This is a genomic window from Sulfitobacter sp. JL08, from assembly GCF_003352045.1.
Classification (GTDB): domain Bacteria; phylum Pseudomonadota; class Alphaproteobacteria; order Rhodobacterales; family Rhodobacteraceae; genus JL08.
In genome coordinates this window covers 1862823-1888037 of record NZ_CP025815.1, presented here as the reverse complement: position 1 = coordinate 1888037, position 25215 = coordinate 1862823, and the positions used below count along the sequence as shown (strand labels likewise).

Below are 25215 nucleotides of genomic sequence, written 5' to 3'. Positions count from 1 at the left end.
AAAGAAACGGAACAGTAGACTGCTCCGTTTCCTGCGCCTGTCAGGCTCTCCCGACAGGCTGGCTGCATAAGCCGTTGACGGTTTTAACCGCCTATTTCGTGAGGATACGGGCCTCGTGCTTTTTCAGAGACCGGCGCGCGGACACATAGCCGTCAAGCCCCTTACGGGTTTTCAGTTCAGGGAAAAGTTCCATTATTTCATTGCGTTGCGCGTTTCCGATGCCCTGCAGTGAATAATCACCGGGCTGAAAGCTTTCCGTCCATGATCCGTTGGACAGGATCACTTCGTGTTGGGCAAACATCATGTGGATATAGCTGGTCTGCGTCACGTTCACCACATCGACCCCCTTCAATCCGGTCAGGTGCTTGGCCGCAACCAGCACTTCGCGTTCTTCGAAATACAGCGCTGTCTTGTCACTGGCCACCAGAACGCGGTGGTTTGGGCTGACCATTGTATCATGTTCGGGCAACCCGTTGCCAAGGGCGCCGGCCTTGATCATGACCGGTTTCAGGTGCGGCTTGCGCAGCAGTTCGGTGCCCAGAACGCCCCTTTGGCCCAACCACTGAATTTCCTGAATTCCGTTGTCGCGAGTGATTACGCGGTCGCCCGCCTTAAGTGTTTCGACAAGCCGTTCGCCCTTGGGCGTTGCGATCAGCGTTCCGGGCGTAAAACAGATTACATCTTCGATCACGTTTTCGATGTTGGTAAATTGCAGCGATCCGGTTTCGTTGCCATTGGCATCCAGAAACCGGACGATGCCGTTTTCAGGGTTGGTGTCGTATTCCACCACGGCGCGCCCGCCGGGGTTGTTCGCCTCGCCCGCGCCGGTCAAATCCAGTGTATCGAAATCATCCAGCACATTGCCCGATGATGTGCTTTCCCCGCCATCGATAATGTCACCTGCGGTCGCCCCGAGAAACGTGTCGCGGTCCGCGCCGCCAGCCATTGCGTCCGCTCCGGCGCCACCATTGATCGTGTCGTTGCCAATATCGCCGGAAATGATATCGGTGCCGTCGCCGCCGTTCAGCGTGTCATCGCCCGACCCGCCCGAAATGGTATCGTCTCCGTCACCCCCAAAGACCGTGTCGTTTCCGGTGCCGGCGAATATCGTATCATCGCCCTGTTCGCCGCGCACGATATCGTTGCCGGCGCCGGCCACGATGATATCGTCGTTTGGCCCTTGCCCCGGCAGGATCGCGTCATTGGCATCGACACGGTCGCCTTCGGGGTCGCCGGTGTAGGCCAGATCGATGACATCATCGCCATCAGTGCCCGACACTATGCCGTTGCCCTGAGGCGGGGTTGTGCCGGAATTGATTGTGTCAATGTTGTAGACGGCAACAAAATCGATCGATCCGTCAAAGAACTGATTGTACTGGCCGTCGTCGGATTCACGGGCGCCGAATGTAAACACTTCGTCATCATTATCGCCAATGTCCAGCGTCAAGCCGGTGGTCGCCGCTTCGATCGTCTGTGTCGTGCCTTTGGTCAGGTTTTCGACCTGCAGAACAACACCCTTGGTGTCATCCCACGCATAAGTTGCCTTGACCGTATCGCCTTCGTCAAAGAAACCCGCGTCGGTCTTGAGCAGCACATCTTCGCCATCGGCGCAGTGCATCACCTCGACACGGCCGTCGCGCGTGACACGCATCTGGAAATAACCTTCGGTGGCGCGATCGGCATATTCGCCGCGGTTGACCAGCGTATCGGGCGAGGATCCGATATGGCAATCCTGCGTGAATTGCAGCGCAATCGTGCCCTTGGCCAGATCGAACGGTGTGTCGTTCCCTGCCGAAACGGTTTCGCCGTCGACATCAAAATAGTCGCCGTAGCCATCGGTTTTCAACTGCCCGCCGGATGCCCGTGCGCCGCCTTCGAATTTGCCATTTTGCGCGATGCCATCGGCAAGACCGGTGTCTTTGCCTGCGTCCGGTTTCAGAAAGTCCCAAAAGCCGATCAGATGGGCCGCATTGGGATCCTCGTTACTCACCACCATCGTTACCTCCTACCCGTACCCCAAGGTACGCACCCGCCACATGGCGGGAACCAAAACGCGCCACCGTTTCGTTCGGCAATCATGCCAAACGCAACGTGTTTGCACGTTGTCCGCATCTTGAGGAGAGATGTCGTGGTCGCAGGCTGACGCCCTTGCCATGACACACCAACAGCAACATGCTGTCAGGCGCACTCGTTAATCACTTGTTACAAACGCAACACAGCGACCACGCACCTCCCGCACCTAAAAGATGCGTTCTCGTGCGGCCGCCCCCGTGGCCTACAAACATTACCCCCCAGTTGGGCACGTTCAGTCTTATCTGTCTGCCTCGGTGCGACAAAGGAAAAAATGGCAAAACGGCAGCAAAATTATGATTTGCGCGACACGTTAAGCGAGTATTTCGAAAAATCACTTTGTCTCAAATTGTTTATTGTTTCCCGATATGCAGCGTGCGATCCACAAGCTTTGTTTGGAAACGGTTAAAACGGGCCATTCCTTGAAGTCGCGCAGAAATCGGTTTCAAAGATTGTTTCGATATCCGTGATAGTTCGATCGTGGCGGAAATATGGCAGCTTCAAGATGCAATCGCGTCTGGTTTGTTCTGAATGTCGCCCAACATGCACCAATGGGGCGGATTTTCGCCGACTGGTTCTTGATGTCATAATTCAAATTCGAATCGGCGTTGGTTTTGCGCGGGGCGCAACGCGCCATAGGCGGCTAGCCGGTGGCGGCCCTGCTTTCGATGCGTTCGATCTGGTTCCCGAACCGCTTGTAAGTCGGGCACAGATCCTGCGCCTTGAGTAATGTTTGATGCGCCGCATCCAACTGGCCGTTGCGCATCAGGATACGCCCGGCTTCACCTTGAATTGCCGCCGTACCATGATCCAGCTCTGCCGCACGCAGGATGAGATCCTGCCCCTGTTCCGCCGCGTTGTGACGCTCCAGAAACCGACCGAGTGTATACAGCAGATAAGGGTTGTCGGTCTGCTGGGCCAGTGCCTCGGTCAGCGCCATACGCGCGCCGGCGATGTCATGGCTGGCCTCAAGCATATCGGCCTGCCGTTTGAAATACAGCGGATGATCCGGCGTTTTGGCCAGCGCCGCATCGTTGCGCGCCATGCAATCGGCAACCGGTGCGCCCATCCAGAAATCGATCAATGCCAACACGCTTTGCCGTTCGGGCGCATCCGCTTCAAACGAAGACGCAGCTTCTACCGAGCGTTTCAATGTCTCAAGCCGGGGGCGGCTGCCCTGCAACTGGCGGCCCTTCTGATCCAACACAAAATCGGCCCAGTCCAGCAGGACCATATCAAAATTGCACGGACGGCGGCGGATGATCTTCCACTGCACAAGATACAGGTTGTTGAACGGGATAAACCACGGCTGGCGCGAAAACTTCAGCAAGTCCCAATCAATCGGCGGGAACAGGCGTTTGGGCAATTGCTTGCGATAGACCATGCGCGATCCAAGCACCACAACATCGGGGCGCATCGGTTTGGCCCAGAACGCGCGTGAAAAATGCTGACCTGCCGCCCAGCGTTGTTTGCGTGCGCCATGTGTGGCCCCCAGCAATGCCGACAGAACCGCGAAATCCTCGGGCCACAGATGCGGGTTTTGCAGACCAGCGCGCGCCACCTGCATCGCATCGGGCCACTTGCCCAGATAAAAATGGTTCAACGCCAGATAGATCGGCAGAAACGCATTGTCCGCCCCCGCATCGACCAGCGATTGCACCAGATCACAGGCCTCTTGCGAGCGGTCGTTGGCATTCAGATATTGTTCAAGCTTTGAATAAAGATGCGCCGCTTCGGACAGGTTCAGAAACGCAGCTGCCCCCCGGTTGGCGCGGGCCAGCAGGTTTTCATTGGCCTGTGTAATGTCGTCTTCGTCCAGAACATCGCGGAACACCAGCCGCTGACGCCCAGACAGGCGCGCCGCAGCCGAGGAAAAGGCAGAAATGATCGGGGCGACAATCTGGTCCGCGCGTGACATGGCGAACAGTTCCAGAAAATCCCTTTGTGACCGTGTCAGGCCAGACAGATCGGCAATGTCTGACATCTGTTTCAGCCACGGATATCTTTTGCAGAACGATGCGATGATTTCCGGCTGGTCGGAAAACATGATGGCCGGCTGGCCCGCGTGTTTTTCCAGATGACGTTCATATAATTCTTCGGGTTCGATCTTGGCGGGCCATGTCGAATGTTTCCACGGCAACCCGTTCAGAATATCTCCGCGCCGTATGTGATAGGCTGATGATCCCTTGCCCACCAATGCGGCCTCGATCTGGCGCATATGCTGTTCGATAACCGGGATAAAGGCGATCTTGTCGATGAAACCGCTGTATCGGGTGCGGATTTCTTCGGGGTTTTCCCAGGGAAAGGCGAAGACTTCGAACCCTTCTTCGACAATCACTGCGCGCCCTGCCCCAAGATGTGCGTTCAGACGCGTCGCATCGGCATCGTCCGCAAAGGCCGCCAGTGGCAATGCATTCTGTTCGGTTTCATCAAACGCATCTGCCGACAAAAAATGAGTTTCCATCCATGCCGGATCAAACAATTCTGACGGACTATCCAGTTCCGGCGCGTCGACCCCTTTCGGGAACCAGTTCACGCGGTATTCGGTCTTGAAGTCTTCGGACAGGCGGATGCAGGTCAGCATCATCAGTAATCGCGCGCCCAGCCGATCCTTGCGCTGGCCGATGAACACTCCGCGTTGGCGGGCCGGTGTCACGGTTGCGCGCTTTCGGCAACATCGGCCGGTTCTTCTGCCTGTTGCTCTTTTTCTGCCCGGCGTAGTTTGCGGAACCGTGCGCGCGCCGGCCCAAGTAACGCCTCGTGCCCTTTGGCCTCGGCCCGTTCACCAAGCCCGCGCATGTACCAGGGCAAAGACCGGCGCGCACGAAACATCCTGTAAAACGTCTGTTCGTCCAGCGTTCCGTCAATTCCGCCCAGCATGACGGGTTTCAGCAAATCGATCTTGCGCAGCATCGGGGCGGCAAAATGGTTGGAAAACCAGCTTTTCAAAAGGATCACGTTCGGCCCTGTCAGACGGTGCGCATGGGTTCTGTCGGGATCAAAAAAATGATCATAGATTACGTAGGCCTTGCCAATATCCGAAACCGATTGCGCGGCGTCACCGTAAGGCAGATCCCAATCCTGCACCTGCCCGAACTTGTAGCGTTCTTCCCATGGCACCAGACGCGCATCCAGCGTGGATTGCGGGTTGAACGCGATCACGTTGGCGTTGGGTGCAAGGGGGGCGAACACCAGCGCCCCGAATGCGCCCATTGACGAGCCGGTGAACACGACCTTGTCGAATTTGCTGAAAAACCCTTCGGCGGCGCGGGCTTCCATATAATCTATGATTTCGCGGTCGCGGTACCATGCCTTGGTGCGGGCAAAGATACCCATATGGGAATAGCCCTGATCGCGGAAAAATTTCCACCCCCACGGCTCGCGCGCGAACGACCGGTCATTCACATTGGCTATGTTATCGAAACTGACCATCAGAACCTGCGGGCCACGATCATGAAATGTAACCGCATGGCGCGCCATCTTGTGCATGAATCCGATGCCGTCCCCGCCGGGATAAAGATCGACAAACCATGGCGGCGGCGGATCGTTAAGTATGCGTTCGTATCCGGTTTTGCGATCCGGATGATCTGGCTTCTGTTCGGCTTTGGAAAGAAATTCGGCCATGGCTAAACGACGTTTTCATAAAGCCAGGTGCGAAATTCCGTCCAGTCGGGGCGGGCCTTCAGTTCTGCAACCTTGTCGCGGTGCCAGTCGCACGCCGTGCTGTGCAGCGTACCAAGCATTTTGTCCTGCAACAATTCCTGTCGCGCGGGCTCTGCCCGTTCGCTTTGCGGCAGGATCGAAACATCGGCGGCCTTGTTGACGTTCATGTCGCGCCAGTAGCTTTCGGCCTGATCGACGTTCACATGATTGGTGCGGCCACGATCACGTTTGATCAGGAAACTGTCGAGTGCGCGCACCGAATAATGGTGCAACCGGCCAAAGCTATGATCAAAGCTTTTCCACGCGCGCCACCCGACCGAAGCGGCCGGAAAAAGGTTTCCACCGGCATCTGACCACGCGACCTGATCTTCCTTGCCTTCTTCCATCCCTTTTGGTCTGTGCGGGCCAAAACGGGTAAATTTGCCGTTGTTGCGAAACAGGGTCTTCAACCCCGAGGCACGGCCGGAATGATACGGGAAATCAATATCGGCCAGGGTAAAGCGCTGTGTCACCAGCAAATCTTCGAATGTCAGATTGCCGGACGACCCGAACAGTTTCCACGCAAATGAAATCGCATCGACAGGCTGGCCCGCTTTAGCCTCGACCGCGTCGACCAGTTCGGGAAAGGTGCCGTTTCCGATCCGGATGTTCCAGAATTCATCGACATCCAGACACATCAGCCAGTCGGCCTCTTTTACCTTTGGATGGCGTCGGGCGCGGCGCAGCATCTGATGCTGCGGGTTGCCGCCTTCCTTGACGGCGTTGGGCACGTGGCTGGCTATTCCCAATTCTTCAAGCCGCGCCGCGATGGCATCGGTTCCGTCTTCGCAATCATTGGTGAAAATCACAAAGTGACCCGCGCCCAGTGCCCGGTGAAAGGCAACCCACTCAAGAATATAGGGGCCTTCGTTCTTCATCGTGGTAAAAATGACGATCTTGTCGTCCATCGCTCGTGCCCGCTTTCTTTTTTCCAGCACGCTAACAGCCACGAGCGATCTTGGGAAGCCGGTTGCGCTGCATTTATGCCGCATGTTCCGTTCCATTTGTTCCATATGCCACACCACCCTCGACAGGGTTGGCACAGGGCCGTACATCATAATAAAAATAGCAGTTTCAGTGTGTTGCCGCTAAACGAGCAGTACGGAAAGGCAGGCAAATGGAAAAGACTCGTGTTGTGTTCGTGCACAAACAGGGGCACGTGCATTTCGGCGCCAAGGTGATGCGCTGCGATCAGATGGCGCAAATATCATCGCGGTATCTGGGCGACAAATACACCTTTGAAATTGCATCGCCTCCGAAAAAGAAATTTGCCGTGCGCCAGCGTCGTTTTGCCAAAGGGTGCAGCGATGCCATTGTTATCCTGCTGAAAAACGCCGCCCAGTCATTCACGCCCGAAGCGCTGGATATTTTGCGGCGCAGCGCGCGCGGTGTCTGTATCGATCATGTCGATGCCCCGATAAATTCCGAAACGCTTGGCCTGCCCGATGTCCACATAGCGGCATCGCGTAAAAGCGAAATGCTTTTGAAAAAGAGACTGGAAGACAATAAAGCCATCCGGTCCGGGATCACTGTGGCACATCTGTGCCACCATGCCGACCTGCGCCTTGTCGCGGCATCCGACACCCCGGACAAACTGGAAATCGGGTATTTCGGCAATATCGGCAACACGCTTTTGCCTGCCCAGTACGAAAACGACGTTCACGTTTACCCGTTTACCAAGACTGACGAATTCTCATCTGTCCTTCGTCATTTTCAGGAGTCCCGACTGCATTATGGTGTTCGCGGCGCGTCTGCGCGCCCTGCTATCGAACGCCGTATGGCGAAACCGTTTACCAAAGGGTTCAATGCCGCAGCAGTTGGCGCAAACATACTGGTCAATCGACAAGTGGATGACGCGATCCATTATCTGGGCGATGATTACCCCTATCTTGTCGACGATCTGACCGAACAGTCCATCGGAGAACGGATTGACTTTGCGCGCAGCAGTTATGGCGGACCTGACTGGCAGCGAGGCCTGAACGTTATGGCGGATGTGCGCGAGAAGTCTTCTCCTGCAGCCGTGGCGCGCGAAATGGAACAGATACTTGCTGTTTTCAACTGATCCGGCGAGAACCAGCAATACACCGATTGGAACGCGAGGCATGAAATGATCTATCTTCATATCGGGATGCCGAAAACAGGCACCACGGCTTTGCAGAACTTTCTGCGTGCCCATTCGGATGCGTTGTCCGAAACCGGTGTTCACTACATGCAAGCGGGCCGTCGCCGTGCCGATGGCAAAGGCAACATGCCGATCAGCCATAACCCGATCGTGTTCGATATCGCGCAGGGCGGTCCCAATCAAAGCGCAACACAGGCCGATTTTACCGCCGAATACGCGGCAAACGCGGACAAGGTGTGTCTTGTGTCCTCGGAAATGCTTTATACTGCAAAACCAGCGGATTACGCGCCGTTGTTGTCGGGTATCCCGGCCGAGGATATCTGCATCACCTTCTTTTGCCGCCGCTATGACGGCTTTTTCGAAGCCGATTACAAGCAGCGCGCAAAGAACGGCAAGATCACCCAGGGTACAACGGCATTTGTTCAACAGCGTCTGGCTGATATTCACGCCAATCCGATGGCTTACAATTTTTCCGGTGTGGTTGCGAATTTGCGCGCGGCCTTCCCAAAGGCGCGGATCATCCCGCGGCTTTATGATCGTTCAACGCTGGTAAACGGCAATGTCATCGATGATTTCTTTGATCTTCTGGGCGCCGAAGTCCCCATTGATGTGGACACGCAAGGCCAATCCAACCCGTCGCTGTCCCGCGCGGGCAGCGATGCGTTCGGTGTTCTGACCCGCTTGATCGGCAAAAAGAGCGTGCGCCGCCTGCGCCGTGACATGCCCGCGCACCCGGTGATGCAGCGCAAGAACGACGTACTGGAACCGCAGGAACGGGAAGCCCTTGTGCAGGTTCTGGCTGACTCGGACGCGGATTTTAGAGAAGAGTTTTTTGGCGATCGTGCCGCGCTCTTTGATGCGGCGCCATTGTCGGAAACCGACATCAACTATCGCCGCGACAGCGCCGAAGAAAACTTGGCGCTGCAACAGGCGTGCGAACTGGTATTTTCCGCCGCTCTTGATACGCCCGGTATGCTGGACGAGCGCACACCACCGCAAGACCCCATCGGCAAAGCAAAAATGGCCAAAGTGGCGTTGCGCGAAAAACGTCGCAGGAAACGCGCGGCACGCGAGGCACAAACACCCCTTGCCGGTTAGAGCCGCGGTTCAGACCGCGAACAAGTTGCGTCTTACGAACAGGGCATCTCCCCAGCCCAGATGCTTTACGTCGCACCATGCAATTTCAAAACCCAGCGTTTTCATGAAGATCGACAGTTCCGGCAACGGCGTATCGCCTTTATACATGCCACCAATATTGACTTCGAGAAATACAAAATCCATCTTCGCCAATGTCGCCATGGCCCCGCGCAGCACGTGCACTTCGGCCCCTTGGGTATCGACAAACAACAGATCGTAATCGGATGCATCTAGCCCGTGTTCCGGCAGCAGAACATCCAGCGTGCGCAGTGTCATCCTACGCGTGGTTTCAAACGCGATCTTGGGTTTGACGGTTGTGTGGCTTCCTGGTTCTAGAATGCTTGAACTTTCGCCGGAATTGGATGCGATCCGAAAATCGACCTCCTGCCCATCTACATCGCCCACAAGCGCCTGAATGGCACGATACCCGCTGTGCTGATCCACGCGTTTCTGCAACATCGGGAAAGTTTCATCCAGCGGATCAATGAAAACCCCGCGTTCAACACCGGAACGGGCCAGATGGCGCACTTCCCGACCGTTATGCGCACCCACCTGGATCATGCCGCGCGGCACCCGTTTGAAGCGCAGCTTGATCTGCTCGGCGGCGCGTAACCCGTTTTCCACGGGCGCCAATGCGTCTTTGCCCATCTGCTCGACCTTGTGTTGTTTTTCCAAGATGTACGCGCGCGCCGTTTTGGATTGCAATGAATTCTTTTGTGCACTTTTCGGCGCAGTGCCACGCGAACATGGCCCGAACCGTTGCATTGGCGTTGCCAAATCGTGCAATCCGTCTGATATTGGACTTTATAAACACGATGACGGGCATGGCGCTTAGCGCGCCATAGACCCGCGCACAGGCAGCAGACAGCGCAAACCGTTCATGCGTTGGGAAGACAGGAAAACACTTTGGCCCCGCATACGCCGCGCTTTGTAATTGTCACGCCGATGAAAGACGAAGGCCCCTATATTCTGGAATGGGTGGCGCATAATCAGGCAATCGGGGCCGACAGGATTGTCGTCTTTTCCAACGACTGCTCTGACGGATCTGATGCACTTCTGGACCGTCTGGACCAGATCGGCGCGATTACCCATGTCGACAACACAAGTACACGCCCCGTAAGCCCGCAGAAACGTGCCTATAAGCGGTTTTTGAAAATGAACATCGCCACCGATGAAGACTGGGTTATCCCCATCGATGCCGATGAACATATCAATGTGAAAACCGGGGATCACAGTCTTCAGGCGCTGGTGGATGCCGTGCCTGATGCGCGCATGATCTCGATGACATGGCGTTTGTTTGGAAATGCTGGGGTCGAAACCTATCGCGACAGCTTTATTACCGATCAGTTCCGCCGCGCCGCGCCGGAATGGATGCCGCGCCCGCCGCAGGCGTGGGGTTTCAAGACCATGTTCAAACGCGGCCTGTGGGATTTCATCGGGGTGCACAGACCCAAACGCCCACGCATTTCCGGTATGGAGGACGCGCATTGGGTGAACGGATCAGGGCAGCCGATGCCCGAACGTTATTTTACCGGTCAATGGCGCTCGATGCGCGATTCAGTCGGATATGATCTGGTGCAGATCAACCATTACGCACTGAAGTCCTGCGAAAGCTATCTGGTGAAGAAAATGCGCGGACGCGCGCATCATACCGGTGACACTCTGGGGTTGGATTACTGGACGATGATGAACCACAACGCCGAAGAAGACAGTTCTCTGGATGCCGTTCAACCGCGCAAGGCAAAGAAGTTCGCGGCGCTGATGGCCGACCCCGAGGTGGCCCGCCTGCATGCCGCATGCTGTGAACTGCACACACAGCGTATTGCAGAATTGCGTAAGGAACCGGAAACGGCACAACTGCTGACCAGTCTTACGACAGCTCACAAGGAATAGGATCTCATATGGCCCAGGTTTTCATCGTTTCCTTTACAGAACCGGGCGTCATCGCAAAGGGCAAGGGATCTGCGAACATCATCAAGCGGTTTTCTCAATCACTTACGAATATGGGCATTCAAGCCGAGGTGCTGACGTTTGAGGAACTCCTGCATCGCGGAAAAACCACTGACCCTCAGGCTTTTGTTCTGTTACATTACAACGAGCTGTTTTTCATCCGTGATCGAAAGGTAAGCTGGTTGCGATCCCGCGAGTCGGAGATCAAGGCTTTGGGGTACAAGATTCTGCACTCCGCGGACACAGGTCGCATTGTCGGACATAAATCAAGGCAAAACAAAACTCTCAAATCCGCTGAAGTTCCGATGCCGAGGGAACTGAAAGATCAGGATCAGTTCGAGGTCGCGTTTTCCAATGCGGTCAACGATGCACATGTTCCAACGCAATTGATCGACGGTGGCGGCGCACTGGATGAGAGCCGCTATAACACGGATTACGTAGATTGCCGGTATGAATTTCAGGGCGAGATGTGGAACGTATGTCTTCGGGCGCAAGTGGTTGGTGCGCAAGTGTTGTTTGCCTGGGTACGCGCAGGAAAAGACGCAAGCGTCCACACCCGCGACACCCCGGTCGATGCGGATCTGATCCGGCATTTTCACGACCTGCTGATCCGGCCCAACATGGATCAGATCAAGACTATTTCACAGCGGGTAAAAGATGCGCTGGGGGTTGGTTTTTTCGCCCATGACATACTTCCCTGCAAGAAAACCGGCCGCCTTTTGTTATGCGAGACGAACTTCAAATTCTATGACGGGAATTACCGCTTCCTGATGAAGCCGATTGCCGACAAGCACCCCAACCCGGCCTTTTTTGACGGGCGTAAAGTAGGGCGCCGCATGGCCCGTTTGCTGATATCGGAACTGGAACTGGAAACACAAAAGGCACCTGCTTGAAGCAACAGCCTGATACAAAGATTTTTCCAGAAAGTGGTACCCGAGGCCGGACTTGAACCGGCACGCCGTAAAGCAACGGATTTTGAATCCGTCGTGTCTACCATTCCACCACTCGGGCAACGGTGTTTTCCTAACTCTTGGAACCCGCCACGTCCAGAGGCAAAATATCGCCCCGCGTTTCATCTTTTCAAAAATACTTGCCGCGCAACGCCCCTGCGTACGCGCCGTCAGATGACCGGACCATGCATGCCCCAAGCGTCAGAACATCACCTTTACCAGCCACAGAGTAATCGGGGGAAACGCCACAAGGATCACCACCCGCACCAGATCGGACATCACAAACGGCGCCACTCCGCGATAGGTGTGCGAGATTGGAATATCGCGCGCCACCCCGTTGATAATAAACAGGTTCATACCCACAGGTGGCGTGATCAGCCCGACCTCGACGACGATCAGGGCCAGAATGCCGAACCAGATCGCGGTTTCTTCCGCGCTCATGCCGAAATCCAGCACTTCGATCACCGGCAGGAAAATCGGAATGGTCAGTAATATCATCGACAGGCTGTCCATGACACAGCCGAAAATCAGGTAACAGATCAACATGATGCTCAGCACCATGATCGGGCTGTATCCGGCGCTCAGTACCCAGTCGGCCAGCATATCGGGTGCGCGGGTCAATGCCAGAAAACCTTTCAAAACCTCGGCCCCAAGCAGAATCAGGAAAATCATCGCCGTTGCCTTGGCGGTTTCCAGAAACGCCCCCAGCAGGCCAGCGCAGTCCAGACGCCCCATAACGATGCCGTAAAACCCTGTCGCCACCGCGCCAAAGGCCGCTGCCTCGTTCGGGGTGAACAGGGCCTGCGGTCCGGGTCGCGCCCAGTTCCAGTCGCCGACAATGCCGCCCATGGTCAGCCCGAAAATCACGATCACCGGCCATGTCGCGCCCAGTGTTCGCAGGCGTTCGCGGTAGGGCACGCGTTCGGCCACGCTGGCGCTGTCCGGTTTGATGCGCACATAGATCGCGACGGTGATCATGTACCCCAGAGCCGCCAGAATACCGGGGATCAGGGCTGCCATGAACATCTTGACGATGTTCTGTTCGGCCATGATGGCATAGATCACCAGAATGATCGACGGCGGGATCAAGATGCCCAGGGTGCCCCCGGCGGCCAGCACACCGGTGCTCAGCGCGTCGGAATAACCGCGGCGGCGCATTTCGGGCAGGGCCACCTGCCCCATCGTGCTGGCGGTGGCCAGCGATGATCCGCAGATCGCGCCAAACCCCGCACAGGCCCCGACCGATGCCATGGCGATGCCACCTTTGCGGTGGCCAAGGAAATCCGAAGCCGCGCGAAACAGCGCCGCGCTCATTCCGGTGCGGGTGGCAAACTGCCCCATCAGCAGGAAAAGGGGCACGATCGACAGCCCCTGATTGGAAAATGTTTCGTAGGACAGCGTTTTCAGCTGTGCCATCGGCGCATTGGCGGTGCCCAGCACGTACCAGCTTCCGAAAAATCCGGTCAGGGCCATCGCCAGAGCAATCGGCACCCGCAAAAAGATGCCCAGCAACATAAAGCCGAACGCCGTCAGCGCCAGCGGTAGACCAGACAGTTCCATCATACCGCGCCCTCGCGTCCGGCGCTGACCCAGTTCAGGCTGCGCCACACCGTGTAAAGCGACACGATCACGAACAGGCCGGCCCCGATCAGCGCCAGACCATAGGGAATCCACACCGAAATTTCGAGTTCATAGGTCGTTTCGGCAAAGAACGGTTTGTACCCCATTCCCAAAGTGTCGCGCAGAGCATCGCTGCCATAGGGGAATTTTTCGCCGAAACCGAACCACAACTGGCGCATCATGATGATTGCGGCCAGCGTGATCAGCAGATCGCCGATCAGGCCGAATATGGCCTGCGCGCGTGGCGGAAACATTGAGGTGACGATATCCACCGTCACATGGCCCCGTTTCAACTGGCAGTATGGCAGAAAACAGAAAACGGCCAGCGCGCAGCCATTGGCCACCAGTTCGTAGTCGCCCCGTACAGGTGACAATCCGAACGACAAAAGCGCCCGCCCGACAATCGAAACGACCGTGACCAGCGCCATCGCCACCAGAATAAAGCCGCCGATATAGGCAAACAGGCGTGCGATCATGTCGATCACGCGGCCCGCGCGCCGTTCAGCGTTGATTGCTAGCGCCATGGTTTGCCCCTGCCCAAGGATCTGCCTGTACCGGATAAAGAAAAAGCCCCGGCGCGCACCCGCGCCGGAGCCTTATTGCATTCTGCGCCGCTCAGTTCGAGTATTTTTCGACCATCGCTGCCGCATCATCGACCATTGCCTGTCCGTCCAGACCTTTTTCGGTGGCCTCCACAATCCAAGCCGCAGTTTGCGCATCACCGATAACACGCAGTTCGGCCACGACATCCTCGCCCAGATAGTTGATCGTGTTGCCGCGTTCCCCGATCAGTTTCTCGGCAATCTCGTCGCCCTTATCCATCGCAGCGCCGGCCAGACCGGATGTTTCCAGCCCCGAATTCGCATCAATAACGGCCTTCAAGTCATCGGGAAGGCTGTCATATTTGGCTTTGTTCATGCCCCAGATGAAAAACGTGTTGTAAAGCGCGCGATCACCGGAAATGCCGGTGTGGCTGTCTGTCAGCTCGTGCACCTTCAGGCCCGGCACCACTTCGAACGGGATCACGCCGCCATCCACAACGCCCTTGCTCAGCGCCTCGGGAAAGGCGGGCACCGGCATCCCCACGGGGGTTGCGCCCAGCGTTTCCAGCAGCGCATTGGCCTGACGTGACGGGCCGCGCAGTTTCAATCCGTTCAGATCAGCCGTCGATTCGATAGGGCCGCCCTTTTTGTGAATAATGCCCGGTCCATGCACGTGCACCGCAATCACATGAATGTCGCCGAACCGCTCGCCCATATATTTTTCAGTGAATTCCCAGGCTGCTTTCGAAGACGCCTCGGCGCTCATCGAGGTCATGAACGGCAGTTCGAACACTTCACTTTCGGGAAACCGGCCCGGCGTGTAGGCGGGCAGTGCCCAGCCGCAATCGATCACGCCGTCGCGGATCTGATCATACAAAGCCGGTGGTTTGCCGCCCAGTTGCATGCCTGGGTAGAGTTCCACCTTGATCCGTCCGCCGCTGTCGGCTTCGATCTTTTCGGCCCAGGGGGCCATGAAAAAGGCGGGCACAGACCCTTTTGCCGGCAGAAAATGCTGGCAGCGCAGCGTCACTTCCTGAGCCATTGCGCCCCCGGCACCCAACCCGATGGCCAAAGCGCCCGCAAATGCGGTTTTCAAAGCGAATTTCATAAGTTCCTCCCTTATGGCCGTTCAGGCGGCCTTTTCTCCATGGCGTACCAATCCACAGGTCATTGTAACCATCAACCCCCCTTGATTGAAATTCCCGACAAAACACCGGTTTTTCGCAGAGTCCAGTACCGCAGGCATCGCTGCTGCCGCGTTTTTGGCCTTGCACCGCCCGTCAACTTGGCTAGGCAGTTGATCTTACACAATCACAGGGCAGACCGGATGATCAAAGGCTTGTACGACTGGACGATGGGCATGGCCGATCATCCCCGCGCGTTGTGGGTGCTGGCGGTGGTCGCGTTCATCGAAAGCTCGGTCTTTCCGATCCCGCCCGATGTCATCATGATCCCGATGATCCTTGCCCAGCCGTCGCGCGCATGGCTGATTGCCGCTGTGGCGCTGGTGGCGTCGGTACTGGGCGGATTGCTGGGCTACGCAATCGGGGCGCTGGCCTTTGAAACCATCGGCCAGCCGATCCTTGCCTCGCTGGGCAAGGCTGACGCGATGGCCGAATTCAACACGCGGTTCAACGATCTGGGCTTTTGGGCGGTTCTGACCGCCGGGGTCACCCCGTTTCCTTACAAGGTCATTACGATCATGTCCGGCTGGACCGGCATGTCACTGACAACCTTTATCGCCACATCCATTCTGGCGCGGGGCTTGCGTTTTTTCATTCTGGCCGGATTGCTGTGGAAATATGGCGCACCGATGCGGGACTTTATCGAGAAACGACTTGGGCTTATGTTCACCCTGTTTGTCATCATGCTGATCGGCGGATTTGCCTTGCTTAGATATCTATGACCAGACACACGATGATCATATTGGCCGCACTTGGGTCGCTGGCGGTTCTGATGGGCGCTTACGGGTTTCAGTATCTGGGCGAAATGGCCCCCTGCAAACTGTGCTACTGGCAGCGCTATCCACATATGGCGGCCGTTTTCATCGGGCTGTTTGCCCTGATGGTGCCGGGGCGCGCCCTGCCCCGTCTGGGCGCGCTGGCAGCGTTTACCAGTGCCGCAATCGGATTCTACCACACCGGCGTGGAAAAGACATGGTGGGAAGGCCCCGATACGTGCACATCCGGCCCTGTCGGCGGGCTTAGCGCGTCAGAATTGCTGGATCAGATCATGGCCGCCCCGCTGGTGCGCTGTGACGAGGTGGCGTGGCAGATGTTCGGTCTCAGCATGGCCAGTTGGAATGTGGTCGTGTCGCTTCTGCTTGCTGCCTTGTGGCTGATGGCCGCCCGCCGTCGCAGCTAGGCCGATTTGCGTGTCGCCAGCAACAGGCTGGTTTCGCTGGTCGCCACGCCGTCCAACCGCCGGATTTTCGACAGCACCGCATCAAAGGATTCCAGTGTGCGCGTGCCAATTTCGGCGATCACATCCCAGCGCCCATTGGTGGAATGCACCGCGCGCACTTCGCTGAACCCCTGTAACTGGCGAATGATACGGTCGGTGCCGCGCCCTTCGATCCCGATCATCATCAGGCCACGCACCGGATCGCGCAGCGCGTCTTCTTTCAGGACGACGGAAAACCCAAGGATATCGCCGCGCTGGCGCAACCGTTCGATCCGTCCGCGAATGGTTGTGCGTGACACACCCAGCAGCAACGCCAGATCAGACAGGGAGGCGCGGGCATCATGGCGCAGGGCGGCAATCAGTTTCTGGTCCGTTTCGTCCATAACAGGCTCCGTTTTGAACATCTAATCCCCATTATGGACAGAATGCACGCTTTCACTCAACCCGAAACGGCACCTATTTAGGGGCAGATAACGACACGAGGTTGGATATGTCACGCAAGACCTGCATTTTGATCGGCGCGCCGGTCGACAGTGGAAAACGCCGCAAGGGCTGCCTGATGGGCCCCGATGCCTACCGCACAGCCGGTCTGGCGGGGGCCTTGCGCGATCTTGGCCACAAGATCGAGGATCAGGGCAATCTGAGCCCGGCCAGCTACAACCCCGATGCCGAAGACGACAGGATTTATGCCTTGCAGGAAACCATCGGCTGGACCAACCGTCTGATCCGGGCGGCGGAGAACGCCATGTCGCGCGGTTTGCCGATCTTTCTGGGCGGCGATCACAGCCTGTCTCTGGGCAGTGTCGCCGGCGTGGCTAACCATGCCGCCAGTCAGAACCGCCCGCAATTCGTGTTGTGGCTGGATGCGCACAGCGATTTTCACACGCCGCAATCCACCGCATCGGGCAATCTGCACGGTACGCCGCTGGGCTATGTCACGGGGCGCGAAGGCTTTGGCGGTTTTCCAAAGATCACAAATCCGATCCCGCAGGAAAATATCTGCATCATTGGCCTGCGGTCGGTCGATCTGCCCGAACGTGATGCGTTGCAGCAAACCGCGATCCATCGCCACGACATGCGCGAAATCGATGAAATCGGTGTTGGCAAACCGCTGGCCGCGTTTCTGGACCGGGTCGCAGAGGCCAACGGGTTCCTGCACGTTTCGCTGGATGTGGATTTCCTTGATCCCTCGATTGCCCCTGCGGTCGGCACCACGGTTCCGGGTGGCGCAACCATCCGCGAAGGCCATCTGGTGATGGAAATGCTGCATGACAGCGGCTTGATGACATCGCTGGATCTGGTCGAACTGAACCCGTTTCTGGATGAACGTGGCCGCACCGCACAAGTCATGGTCGATCTGGCCGCGTCCGCCCTCGGGCGCCGCGTGTTCGATCGCCCCACCCGCGCCTACAGCTGATTTAGGATATTCCCGATGCTTCCTTCTGACAAAGCCCTTGTTCCGTTCGTTTCTGTCGATCACATGATGCAGTTGATCCACCATATCGGTATCGAACCGATGTTGCGCGATCTGGCTGATTACATCGAACAGGATTTCATCCGCTGGGAGTTGTTTGACAAAACGCCCCGCGTCGCCAGTCATTCTGCCGAAGGCGTGATTGAACTGATGCCGACCTCGGATGGCGAGGTTTATGGCTTCAAATATGTGAACGGCCACCCCAAGAACATGAAGGAAGGCCTGCAAACCGTTACAGCCTTTGGTCTTTTGGCTGATGTCAGCAACGGCTACCCCGTCCTGTTGTCGGAAATGACGATCCTGACAGCGCTGCGCACGGCGGCCACATCTGCCATGGTGGCCAAACATCTGGCGCCCAAGGGCAGCACCACGATGGCCATGATCGGCAACGGCGCGCAATCCGAATTCCAGAGCCTTGCGATGAAGGCGATCTGTGGCATCGATACCGTGCGTCTTTATGACATTGATCCGGCGGCCACGGCAAAATGCGCCGCCAATCTGGCGGGCCACGGATTAAAAGTGGTGCCCTGCGACAGTGCCGAGGCGTCAATGGAAGGCGCGCAGATCATCACAACCTGCACGGCGGACAAACAGAACGCCACCATCCTGACCGACAACATGGTCGGCGCGGGCGTGCACATCAACGCCATTGGCGGCGACTGCCCCGGCAAAACCGAACTGCACGCCGATATTCTGCGCCGCTCCGACATCTTTGTCGAATTCCCGCCCCAGACCCGGATCGAAGGCGAAATCCAGCAGCTTGACCCCGATCATCCGGTCACTGAATTGTGGCAGGTGATTTCCGGCACCGCCAAGGGCCGCACATCCGATCGCCAGATCACCTTGTTTGACAGCGTCGGTTTCGCGATCGAGGATTTCAGCGCCCTGCGTTATGTCCGCAACAAGATCGTCGGCACAGATTATTACCATGATCTTGATCTGCTGGCCGATCCCGATGATCCGCGCGATCTGTTTGGCATGGTGCAACGCGCCCAGCCCTGAAGCAGCAAGAAGCAGGTCGTATATCAAAATACGGCCCGTCTTCATCTTTTCAAAAATACTTGAATCCTGTCTTTGGCACACGAGCGGGTGTTGAAGGGATTTACAGCGAATAGTTTCTTGGATTTCGGAACGGGCGTTTTACAGTGAACCTAATTCCATAATCATCTCGTGCCATTGCATCCCTCCATGATCGGATGCCGAAGGCTGTATATACCGATAGCCAAATTTTTCATAAAGTGGCACGTGGTCCTCTTTGCACATCAAATGGATTGAGGTTTTTTCCTTGTGAACCATACGTTTTGCGAATTCACTCATTAAAGCGGTGGATAGACCTTGTCCTTGGTATTCAGGATCAACCACGACCGACATGATAACGACGTTCGGCGCAGCCTGATCATGCCCAATCAATTCTTTGAAATCTTCGTCAGACATTTCAACAGAATAAGCGCATCCGCTGTTGACGAAGCCAACAACTTCATTGTTGACCTCAACGACCAGAAATCCTTGGGGGTAAATGGCGATGCGCTTTGAAATTTTTTCAAGCGTTGCAGCTTCATCTCCCTCATAAGCAGCGGTTTCGATATCAAAACAACGGATAGCATCTGAAGGTGCCGCATTGCGAAAAGTGTATTTGTTCATTAATCAAGTCGATCAAGATGGAACGGATGCAAGAACGGTAGTTGTCTAGTTATTATACCAGATTTGGCTCATGGGCGTTGGAAACAACGAACAGCAACTTTGTCCCGCCCCCAAGTCCCACAAAACAAACGCACCTAATGGCCGCTTAACCCCTGTCAGGGTCCAGACCCTAGGCTTCCAGTTCGGCATCCCAGTAGAGGAAATCCATCCAGCTTTCGTGCAGGTGGCCCGGCGGAAATTTGCGGCCCATGTTGCGCAGTTCTTCGGATGCGGGCTGGCGTGGTGGTTTGCGCAGGTTCATGCCGGTGCGGTGCAGCGGCTTTGATCCCTTGCGCAGGTTGCACGGGCTGCATGCGGCCACCACATTCTGCCAGCTTGTCACACCGCCACTGGCGCGCGGTACAACATGATCAAAGGTCAGATCGCCCTTGGCGCCACAGTACTGGCAGCGGAATTCGTCCCTCAGAAATAAATTAAAGCGCGTGAAGGCCACGCGCTTTTGAGGTTTGACATAATCTTTGAGGACAACAACCGATGGTATCCTGATCTCGGTACTGGGGCTTCTGACCACGGTGTCATATTCCGCCACGATATCGACCCTGTCGAGCCAGGCCGCCTTGACCGCCTCCTGCCAGGGCCACAGCGACAGCGGATAATAGGACAATGGCCGGTAATCCGCATTCAACACCAATGCCGGATGCTGTTTCAACGCCCCCGGTGCCCGCACAAACTCAGTTCTAAAATCGCCGTCCATCTCAGACTCATACCTCGCCGGGTCTGCCTTTAAACATCCACCGGGGCAAAGACTCTGTCCCCGGTCTTGTGACTGACTATATATCGTGGTTCGAAGCTGGCAAGCCCCCGTTTATCCACAACATGTCGCAGATTGGATAGTATGATTCCGTAACGCCGCGATGACACTTATCCACAGGCGGGGCCGCGCGCGGTGTCGGGCCCACATACGGTGGGCGCGAAACCCGCTAAAGCCCCAGCTTGTCTCGCATGAACGCAAGCGCCACGCTCAGACCGTCGGGTGCGATACCGTGGCCGGTGCCTTTCATGACATGGGCGTAAACCTCTTTGAAACCGGCCGCTTGCAGGGCTTCGGCAGCCTGCGGCAGAGATTGCGGCGGCACCACATCATCCGCGTCACCATGAACCAGCAGAACCGGCGGGCGCACGACCACTTCGTCCTCAAGTGTTTCGGGTGATACCAAACGGCCCGAAAAGGCCACCACACCCGCCACTTCATCTTCGCGGCGCGGCGCCACGTGCAGCGCCATCATCGTGCCCTGGGAAAACCCGAACAGGACGACCTGTTCGGGCATAACATCTTCGTCCACCATCAGCGCGTCCAGAAACGCATTCAGATCATCCACCGCCGCGCGCATGCCACGTTCGGCCTCTTCTTCGGACGATCCGTCAATCCACGGGATCGGAAACCACTGAAAACCCATCGGCGCACCGGCACAGTCTTCGGGGGCGTCGGGCGCCACGAACAACGTATCGGGCAGATGTTCGGCCAGCGGATCGGCCAGCCCAAGCAGATCAGCGCCGTTGGCGCCGTAGCCATGCAGAAACACCACAACTGATCGCACATCCCCTGACAGGGACGCGCGACGCCCCGCTTTTAAAACCCGTGTCATGCGTGCCTTACCCTCTGTTTGCTCCCGACTGTGGATGTGTCTGACACTTGCCATCGCCGGAAACAAGCCCGCAGAGCAACAGCGGCCGCGCCTCAGGCAGCACACAATATCTTGGCGGGCAGGCGTTAAACCGGTTGCACTTTGGATACCAATCAATAACCTTTTGATAATCAAACATCATCGGGGAGCCTTGTTTCGTGCCACAGTCTGTCAAAGCCTTATGGATTGCCCTGTTGCTGGCTGGCGCGCCGGCGGCCTATGCGCAATCCACAGATACGGCATCGGAGGATGCCGCCCAAACCGACACCGAAAGCGACGACGCGGACCTGTTGACTCAGGCCGAACTTGAAAACCTTGTCGCGCCGGTTGCGCTTTATCCTGATACGTTGCTGATCCAGATTCTGGTGGCCTCTACCTATCCGCTGGAAGTGATCAAGGGCGATCGTCTGCTGGCCATGAATGATGGCGCGGATCCCGAAACGATGAATGCCCTGATCGAGGCCGAAGAATGGGATCCCAGCGTCGAGGTTCTGGCCACAGCCTTTCCTGACGTGTTGTCCGACATGGCGTCACATGTGGAATGGACCGAAACAATGGGCAACGCGATGCTTGCGCAAAGCGATGACGTCATGGCGGCTGTGCAAACCATGCGGGCGCAAGCCGTTAATTCCGGTGCGCTGATCAGCGGCGAAGAACAAACCGTCGAAGTCACCCAGGACGAGGTGACGCAGGCGGAAACAGTGGTGATCCAGCCCACCAATCCCGAAGTGGTCTATGTGCCGCAATATGACCCGCAGGTGGTCTACAATAATGACAACGTGGTCGGTGATGCGCTTGTCACCGGCGCGGTGGCCTTTGGCACATTTGCCCTGATCGATGCCATATTCGACGATGATGACGACTGGAACGATTACTGGGGCTGTCGCAATTGCGGTGGCTGGGGCGGTGGCCCGATCTATCCACGTCCGGACGTGGATATTGATGTCGACGGAAATGTGAACATCGGCAACAACGTTAATGTCGGCAATAACCGTCCGGAACGCCCCGATCGCAACCCGGATGGCAGTTGGAAACCCGATCCGGACCGTCAGAAGGATGCCAAGGACAAGATCGCGGCCAAGCGCGACCCGAACGGTAAAACCAAGCTGCCGGTCAACAAGAAAGAGACCCGCGGGGACAGTTTGCGCACGCAATTGTCAAACAAATCCGGTGCCGCCGATATCAGCCGGCCCGGCGTTGACAACAAACGCCCGCAAGTGAACCGCCCGTCCAGAACACCGGATGGCGCCAAGCGGAATGCAATCAACAAAACCGCGAAGAAACCACAAGTAAACCGCCCGAAAGCGGCGAAACCTGCCGCCCAAAGACCTGCGGCGAAAAAACCGGCGGCCAAACCTGCGGTCAAGAAACCCGCTGCCAAGCGGCCGCCTGTGAAACAGGCGAAGCCACATAAGAAACCTAAGGCGACGGCCAAGCGCGCCTCTGCCCCCAAGGCCCGTAAGGCCTCCAGCCGCGGCAAGGCCAGCGGACGCAAAGCCAAAGGTCGGAGATAAGATCATGAAAACCAAATTTCTCAAACCATTGGCCCTGATGCTGTTTCTTGCGTCCCCGCTTGCGGCCGACCCTGCCACTTATGCGTCGCCACAGGATGCACTGGACGCGATGATGTCGGCCTTGAAGACAGGCGATCGCGATGCGGTCCTGACGGTTTTCGGCGCAGAGGCCGAAGATTATCTGTCTGATGGCGATCCTGATGAAGACGCGGCAAACCGATTTGTTCTGCTGGCGCTTTACAACGAAGGCTACCGGATGGTCCCGCAAGAAGACGGATCGGTTGTTATTGCACTGGGCGCCGAAGGCTGGCCGTTTCCCGTACCTCTGGCCAAAACCGGCGACGGTTGGGCGTTTGACAATGAAACAGGCCGCGAAGAAGTGGCACTGCGCGAGGTCGGCCTGAACGAGCTGGAGATCCTGGAACTGATGGACGCCTATGTCGATATTCAGGCGACGTTCCGGCTGAACGATCATGATGGCGATGGCGTGATGGAATTTGCCAGCCAGATCATTTCAACGTCCGAAACCGAACGGGACGGCCTGTTCTGGGCCGATCCCGACAGCCCGCTGGGCGAACTGTTCGCCCGTGCATCGGCCACCGGCTTTAGCGATGGTGAGCAGGATTATGACCCCGAACCCTATTCCGGGTATTATTTCCGCATTCTGACCGAACAATCCGCCGCCGCGCCGGGCGGCGAAATGAGCTATCTTGTCAATGACAACATGGTTGGTGGGCACGCCCTGCTGGCGGTGCCCGCCGTGTTCGGCGAAACCGGCATCCACAGCTTTATGGTGTCCGAAAACGGTGTGGTGCTTGAAGCGATTCTGGGCGAAGACACGCTGGAAATAGCTGCGGGCATGACGGCCTATGACCCGACAGAGGATTGGACGCCGGTCGAGTAATCCAATCACCTGCTTACGATCAGAGTGCAACCACAACGGGGCCTGTCAGTCTGACAGGCCCTTGTTCTTTGTCGCCACGCGGTAATAGGCCCACAGCGCGCGGGCCGCGACTGACCGCCAGGGGGCCCAATCCCGCGCCATATCACGCAAGGCACGATCTTTGGGGCGCGCGGGCAGATCAAACAATATCCGCGCGGATTCCTGCAGGGCCAGATCACCGGGGGCAAAAATGTCGGCGCGCCCAAGGCTGAACATGGTGTAGATTTCTGCCGTCCATACCCCGATGCCCGGAACAGTAACCAGCGTCTTGATCACCTGTTCTGATGGCACTTCGCGCAACGCGGCGTAATCGATATCCGCCTCTGCCAGCGCGCGGGCATAGCGCGCTTTCTGGCGGCTCATCCCAACGGCGCGCAACGTTTCATCATCGACGCCCAGAATGGCTGCGGCGTCCGTCAGACCCGCATTTTCCAGCCGCGCCCAGATCGCATTGGCCGACGCCACGCTGACCTGCTGGCTGACAATCGCGTTCAGCAACGGGCCAAACCCGTCAGGTTTCAGACGCAGCGGCAACGGACCCGTTTGTGCCAGCGCGTGCGCAAACCGGGCATCGCGTTGGGCCAGCCACGCCGCCCCTTCGGCAACACAGGCATCGCAATGGATCACGCGCCCGATTTCTGGCTGCGTCTTTGGTCCGACACTCATAACGTTGCCACCCACTCCAGCGCGTCTGTAACGGTTTGCAGTTCCGATGCACCGGATTGCGAGGGCCGCCGGATCATCGCCACGTCGATCCCCAAAGCGCGCGCCGCCTCGATCTTGGTGTAATTGATCACGCCGCCCGCATTGCGCGCCACCAGCCAGGTGATGTTCAGCTTTTGAAACAGGGCGATTTCGTCGGTAACAGAGAACGGACCGACGCCGCGCACATAAGTCATTCTGTCCACAGGTCTGGGTTGGGCCCCGTCGCGCAGCTGGCGCACGAACAGGTGTTGCGCGCGCAGCCCTGCGAATTTTTCAATTGTGGCACGGCCCGTGGTGGTGAACACGCGTGCCTCTGGCGGAATGATCTGCGCCGCTTCTGTTTCGTCGCCAACATCGTGCCAGATATCACCTTTAACCGCTTGCCATTCGGGGCGCAGAACCTGCGCATAGGGCAGGTTCAGGTCCCTGCATATCCGGCGGCTGCGCTGTGTGATCTCTGCCGCGAACGGGTGCGTGGCATCAAGAACGGCGGTGATCCGGTTTTCGGCCAGAAACGCGGCAAACCTGTTACCGCCACCAAAGCCGCCGATGCGGGTGGGCACCGCAAGCGGCCCTGCAGTGCGTTCCGCAAAATGCAGCGATGCTGTCACGCGCATTTGGTCGCAGGACCGCAGCGCATCCGCAATACCGCGCGCTTCGCTTGCACCGGCCAATAACAGAAGATGGTGGGGCGTGTTCATTCCGCGCACCTTAGAACCTGCCGGGGATGTTGCAAGCCGCTTGAACCCCCCCGAAT

Annotated in this window: 24 protein-coding genes and 1 tRNA gene; 10 read left to right on the top strand and 15 right to left on the bottom strand. The window is 57.2% G+C overall.

Going from position 1 to position 25215, the window contains the following annotated elements:
• Positions 1–91: 91 nt before the first annotated feature.
• From C1J05_RS09355 to C1J05_RS09335, 4 genes are all read right to left on the bottom strand, one after another.
• Positions 92–1996 (bottom strand): Hint domain-containing protein, encoded by a 1905-nt coding sequence (locus C1J05_RS09355; protein WP_114870018.1) that lies wholly within the window; start codon positions 1994–1996, stop codon positions 92–94.
• A 717-nt stretch (positions 1997–2713) separates the two neighbouring features.
• The gene (locus C1J05_RS09345) at positions 2714–4726 is read right to left on the bottom strand and encodes a hypothetical protein (protein ID WP_114870016.1); all 2013 of its coding nucleotides are present in this window, start codon (positions 4724–4726) and stop codon (positions 2714–2716) included.
• Positions 4723–5694 carry a hypothetical protein gene (locus C1J05_RS09340; protein ID WP_114870015.1) on the bottom strand — a complete coding sequence of 324 codons (972 nt, stop codon included), beginning with the start codon at positions 5692–5694 and terminating at the stop codon, positions 4723–4725. The genes C1J05_RS09345 and C1J05_RS09340 overlap by 4 nt, the downstream gene beginning before the upstream one ends.
• A 2-nt stretch (positions 5695–5696) precedes the next feature.
• Positions 5697–6680, bottom strand: a complete 984-nt coding sequence (locus C1J05_RS09335; RefSeq protein WP_114870014.1) for a glycosyltransferase family 2 protein — start codon at positions 6678–6680, stop codon at positions 5697–5699.
• Positions 6681–6889: 209 nt separating this feature from the next.
• Here C1J05_RS09335 and C1J05_RS09330 point away from each other — a divergent pair, with 209 nt between their 5' ends.
• On the top strand, positions 6890–7834 hold the full coding sequence (locus tag C1J05_RS09330; RefSeq protein WP_114870013.1) for a hypothetical protein: 945 nt from the start codon (positions 6890–6892) through the stop codon (positions 7832–7834).
• Between the two features lie 45 nt (positions 7835–7879).
• Positions 7880–8992 (top strand): hypothetical protein, encoded by a 1113-nt coding sequence (locus C1J05_RS09325; RefSeq protein ID WP_114870012.1) that lies wholly within the window; start codon positions 7880–7882, stop codon positions 8990–8992.
• A gap of 9 nt (positions 8993–9001) precedes the next feature.
• Here the strand turns inward: C1J05_RS09325 and C1J05_RS09320 are convergent, their stop codons facing one another.
• Positions 9002–9706: an FkbM family methyltransferase gene (locus C1J05_RS09320; RefSeq protein ID WP_162797976.1), complete on the bottom strand. Its 705-nt coding sequence runs from the start codon at positions 9704–9706 to the stop codon at positions 9002–9004.
• Positions 9707–9937: 231 nt separating this feature from the next.
• On the opposite strand from C1J05_RS09320, the gene C1J05_RS09315 reads away from it, so the two are divergent.
• Both C1J05_RS09315 and C1J05_RS09310 read left to right on the top strand, forming a co-directional pair.
• Entirely contained in the window at positions 9938–10924 is a 987-nt protein-coding gene (locus C1J05_RS09315) for a glycosyltransferase family 2 protein (protein WP_254684752.1), read from the top strand.
• Positions 10925–10932: 8 nt separating this feature from the next.
• On the top strand, positions 10933–11874 hold the full coding sequence (locus C1J05_RS09310; protein ID WP_114870009.1) for a hypothetical protein: 942 nt from the start codon (positions 10933–10935) through the stop codon (positions 11872–11874).
• 34 nt (positions 11875–11908) lie between these two features.
• Here the strand turns inward: C1J05_RS09310 and C1J05_RS09305 are convergent.
• From C1J05_RS09305 to C1J05_RS09290, 4 genes are all read right to left on the bottom strand, one after another.
• Positions 11909–11992: transfer RNA gene (locus C1J05_RS09305), tRNA-Leu, on the bottom strand.
• Positions 11993–12132: 140 nt separating this feature from the next.
• On the bottom strand, positions 12133–13485 hold the full coding sequence (locus C1J05_RS09300) for a TRAP transporter large permease (RefSeq protein ID WP_114872227.1): 1353 nt from the start codon (positions 13483–13485) through the stop codon (positions 12133–12135).
• A 5-nt stretch (positions 13486–13490) separates the two neighbouring features.
• On the bottom strand, positions 13491–14075 hold the full coding sequence (locus C1J05_RS09295) for a TRAP transporter small permease (RefSeq protein WP_114870008.1): 585 nt from the start codon (positions 14073–14075) through the stop codon (positions 13491–13493).
• Positions 14076–14166: 91 nt separating this feature from the next.
• Positions 14167–15201, bottom strand: coding sequence for a TRAP transporter substrate-binding protein (locus tag C1J05_RS09290; protein ID WP_114870007.1), 1035 nt, complete (start codon positions 15199–15201; stop codon positions 14167–14169).
• Between the two features lie 219 nt (positions 15202–15420).
• On the opposite strand from C1J05_RS09290, the gene C1J05_RS09285 reads away from it, so the two are divergent.
• Entirely contained in the window at positions 15421–15999 is a 579-nt protein-coding gene (locus C1J05_RS09285; RefSeq protein ID WP_114870006.1) for a YqaA family protein, read from the top strand.
• Entirely contained in the window at positions 15996–16457 is a 462-nt protein-coding gene (locus tag C1J05_RS09280) for a disulfide bond formation protein B (RefSeq protein ID WP_114870005.1), read from the top strand. The genes C1J05_RS09285 and C1J05_RS09280 overlap by 4 nt, the downstream gene beginning before the upstream one ends.
• On the opposite strand, the gene C1J05_RS09275 is transcribed toward C1J05_RS09280, so the two are convergent.
• Positions 16454–16879, bottom strand: coding sequence for an Lrp/AsnC family transcriptional regulator (locus C1J05_RS09275; RefSeq protein ID WP_114872226.1), 426 nt, complete (start codon positions 16877–16879; stop codon positions 16454–16456). The two genes, C1J05_RS09280 and C1J05_RS09275, sit on opposite strands and share 4 nt — an antisense overlap.
• Positions 16880–16986: 107 nt before the next feature.
• Here C1J05_RS09275 and rocF point away from each other — a divergent pair, with 107 nt between their 5' ends.
• Entirely contained in the window at positions 16987–17913 is a 927-nt protein-coding gene (rocF, locus tag C1J05_RS09270) for an arginase (protein WP_114870004.1), read from the top strand.
• 15 nt (positions 17914–17928) lie between these two features.
• The gene (locus C1J05_RS09265; RefSeq protein ID WP_114870003.1) at positions 17929–18972 is read left to right on the top strand and encodes an ornithine cyclodeaminase; all 1044 of its coding nucleotides are present in this window, start codon (positions 17929–17931) and stop codon (positions 18970–18972) included.
• A 138-nt stretch (positions 18973–19110) separates the two neighbouring features.
• On the opposite strand, the gene C1J05_RS09260 is transcribed toward C1J05_RS09265, so the two are convergent.
• The 3 genes from C1J05_RS09260 to C1J05_RS09250 all read right to left on the bottom strand — a co-directional run bounded on the left by C1J05_RS09260 (position 19111) and on the right by C1J05_RS09250 (position 21257).
• On the bottom strand, positions 19111–19611 hold the full coding sequence (locus C1J05_RS09260; protein ID WP_114870002.1) for a GNAT family N-acetyltransferase: 501 nt from the start codon (positions 19609–19611) through the stop codon (positions 19111–19113).
• 169 nt (positions 19612–19780) lie between these two features.
• Positions 19781–20365 (bottom strand): HNH endonuclease, encoded by a 585-nt coding sequence (locus tag C1J05_RS09255; RefSeq protein WP_114870001.1) that lies wholly within the window; start codon positions 20363–20365, stop codon positions 19781–19783.
• A gap of 226 nt (positions 20366–20591) precedes the next feature.
• Positions 20592–21257 carry an alpha/beta hydrolase gene (locus C1J05_RS09250; protein ID WP_114870000.1) on the bottom strand — a complete coding sequence of 222 codons (666 nt, stop codon included), beginning with the start codon at positions 21255–21257 and terminating at the stop codon, positions 20592–20594.
• 197 nt (positions 21258–21454) lie between these two features.
• Between C1J05_RS09250 and C1J05_RS09245 the strand changes: the two genes are divergently transcribed.
• Together C1J05_RS09245 and C1J05_RS09240 are read left to right on the top strand one after the other, a co-directional pair.
• A complete protein-coding gene (locus C1J05_RS09245; RefSeq protein ID WP_114869999.1) occupies positions 21455–22810 on the top strand; it encodes a DUF3300 domain-containing protein in 1356 nt (451 codons plus the stop codon).
• A 4-nt stretch (positions 22811–22814) separates the two neighbouring features.
• Positions 22815–23714, top strand: a complete 900-nt coding sequence (locus C1J05_RS09240; RefSeq protein ID WP_114869998.1) for a DUF2950 family protein — start codon at positions 22815–22817, stop codon at positions 23712–23714.
• Between the two features lie 45 nt (positions 23715–23759).
• Here C1J05_RS09240 and C1J05_RS09235 read toward each other — a convergent pair whose 3' ends face one another.
• The gene (locus tag C1J05_RS09235; RefSeq protein ID WP_114869997.1) at positions 23760–24419 is read right to left on the bottom strand and encodes a DNA-3-methyladenine glycosylase family protein; all 660 of its coding nucleotides are present in this window, start codon (positions 24417–24419) and stop codon (positions 23760–23762) included.
• Entirely contained in the window at positions 24416–25159 is a 744-nt protein-coding gene (locus C1J05_RS09230; protein WP_114869996.1) for a precorrin-6A/cobalt-precorrin-6A reductase, read from the bottom strand. Before C1J05_RS09230 ends, C1J05_RS09235 begins: the two co-directional genes overlap by 4 nt.
• Between the last annotated feature and the right edge of the window lie 56 nt (positions 25160–25215).

Bases quoted from the DNA above. Each gene is read 5' to 3' on its own strand.
- C1J05_RS09335 (WP_114870014.1), bottom strand. From the start codon at position 6,680: ATGGACGACAAGATCGTCATTTTTACCACGATGAAGAACGAAGGCCCC.
- C1J05_RS09265 (WP_114870003.1), top strand. From the start codon at position 17,929: ATGCTTCCTTCTGACAAAGCCCTTGTTCCGTTCGTTTCTGTCGATCAC.
- C1J05_RS09275 (WP_114872226.1), bottom strand. From the start codon at position 16,879: ATGGACGAAACGGACCAGAAACTGATTGCCGCCCTGCGCCATGATGCC.
- C1J05_RS09325 (WP_114870012.1), top strand. From the start codon at position 7,880: ATGATCTATCTTCATATCGGGATGCCGAAAACAGGCACCACGGCTTTG.
- C1J05_RS09310 (WP_114870009.1), top strand. From the start codon at position 10,933: ATGGCCCAGGTTTTCATCGTTTCCTTTACAGAACCGGGCGTCATCGCA.
- C1J05_RS09295 (WP_114870008.1), bottom strand. From the start codon at position 14,075: ATGGCGCTAGCAATCAACGCTGAACGGCGCGCGGGCCGCGTGATCGAC.
- C1J05_RS09330 (WP_114870013.1), top strand. From the start codon at position 6,890: ATGGAAAAGACTCGTGTTGTGTTCGTGCACAAACAGGGGCACGTGCAT.
- C1J05_RS09250 (WP_114870000.1), bottom strand. From the start codon at position 21,257: ATGACACGGGTTTTAAAAGCGGGGCGTCGCGCGTCCCTGTCAGGGGAT.
- C1J05_RS09235 (WP_114869997.1), bottom strand. From the start codon at position 24,419: ATGAGTGTCGGACCAAAGACGCAGCCAGAAATCGGGCGCGTGATCCAT.
- C1J05_RS09340 (WP_114870015.1), bottom strand. From the start codon at position 5,694: ATGGCCGAATTTCTTTCCAAAGCCGAACAGAAGCCAGATCATCCGGAT.
- C1J05_RS09285 (WP_114870006.1), top strand. From the start codon at position 15,421: ATGATCAAAGGCTTGTACGACTGGACGATGGGCATGGCCGATCATCCC.
- C1J05_RS09255 (WP_114870001.1), bottom strand. From the start codon at position 20,365: ATGGACGGCGATTTTAGAACTGAGTTTGTGCGGGCACCGGGGGCGTTG.
- C1J05_RS09240 (WP_114869998.1), top strand. From the start codon at position 22,815: ATGAAAACCAAATTTCTCAAACCATTGGCCCTGATGCTGTTTCTTGCG.
- C1J05_RS09230 (WP_114869996.1), bottom strand. From the start codon at position 25,159: ATGAACACGCCCCACCATCTTCTGTTATTGGCCGGTGCAAGCGAAGCG.
- rocF (WP_114870004.1), top strand. From the start codon at position 16,987: ATGTCACGCAAGACCTGCATTTTGATCGGCGCGCCGGTCGACAGTGGA.
- C1J05_RS09290 (WP_114870007.1), bottom strand. From the start codon at position 15,201: ATGAAATTCGCTTTGAAAACCGCATTTGCGGGCGCTTTGGCCATCGGG.
- C1J05_RS09355 (WP_114870018.1), bottom strand. From the start codon at position 1,996: ATGGTGGTGAGTAACGAGGATCCCAATGCGGCCCATCTGATCGGCTTT.
- C1J05_RS09260 (WP_114870002.1), bottom strand. From the start codon at position 19,611: ATGAACAAATACACTTTTCGCAATGCGGCACCTTCAGATGCTATCCGT.
- C1J05_RS09280 (WP_114870005.1), top strand. From the start codon at position 15,996: ATGACCAGACACACGATGATCATATTGGCCGCACTTGGGTCGCTGGCG.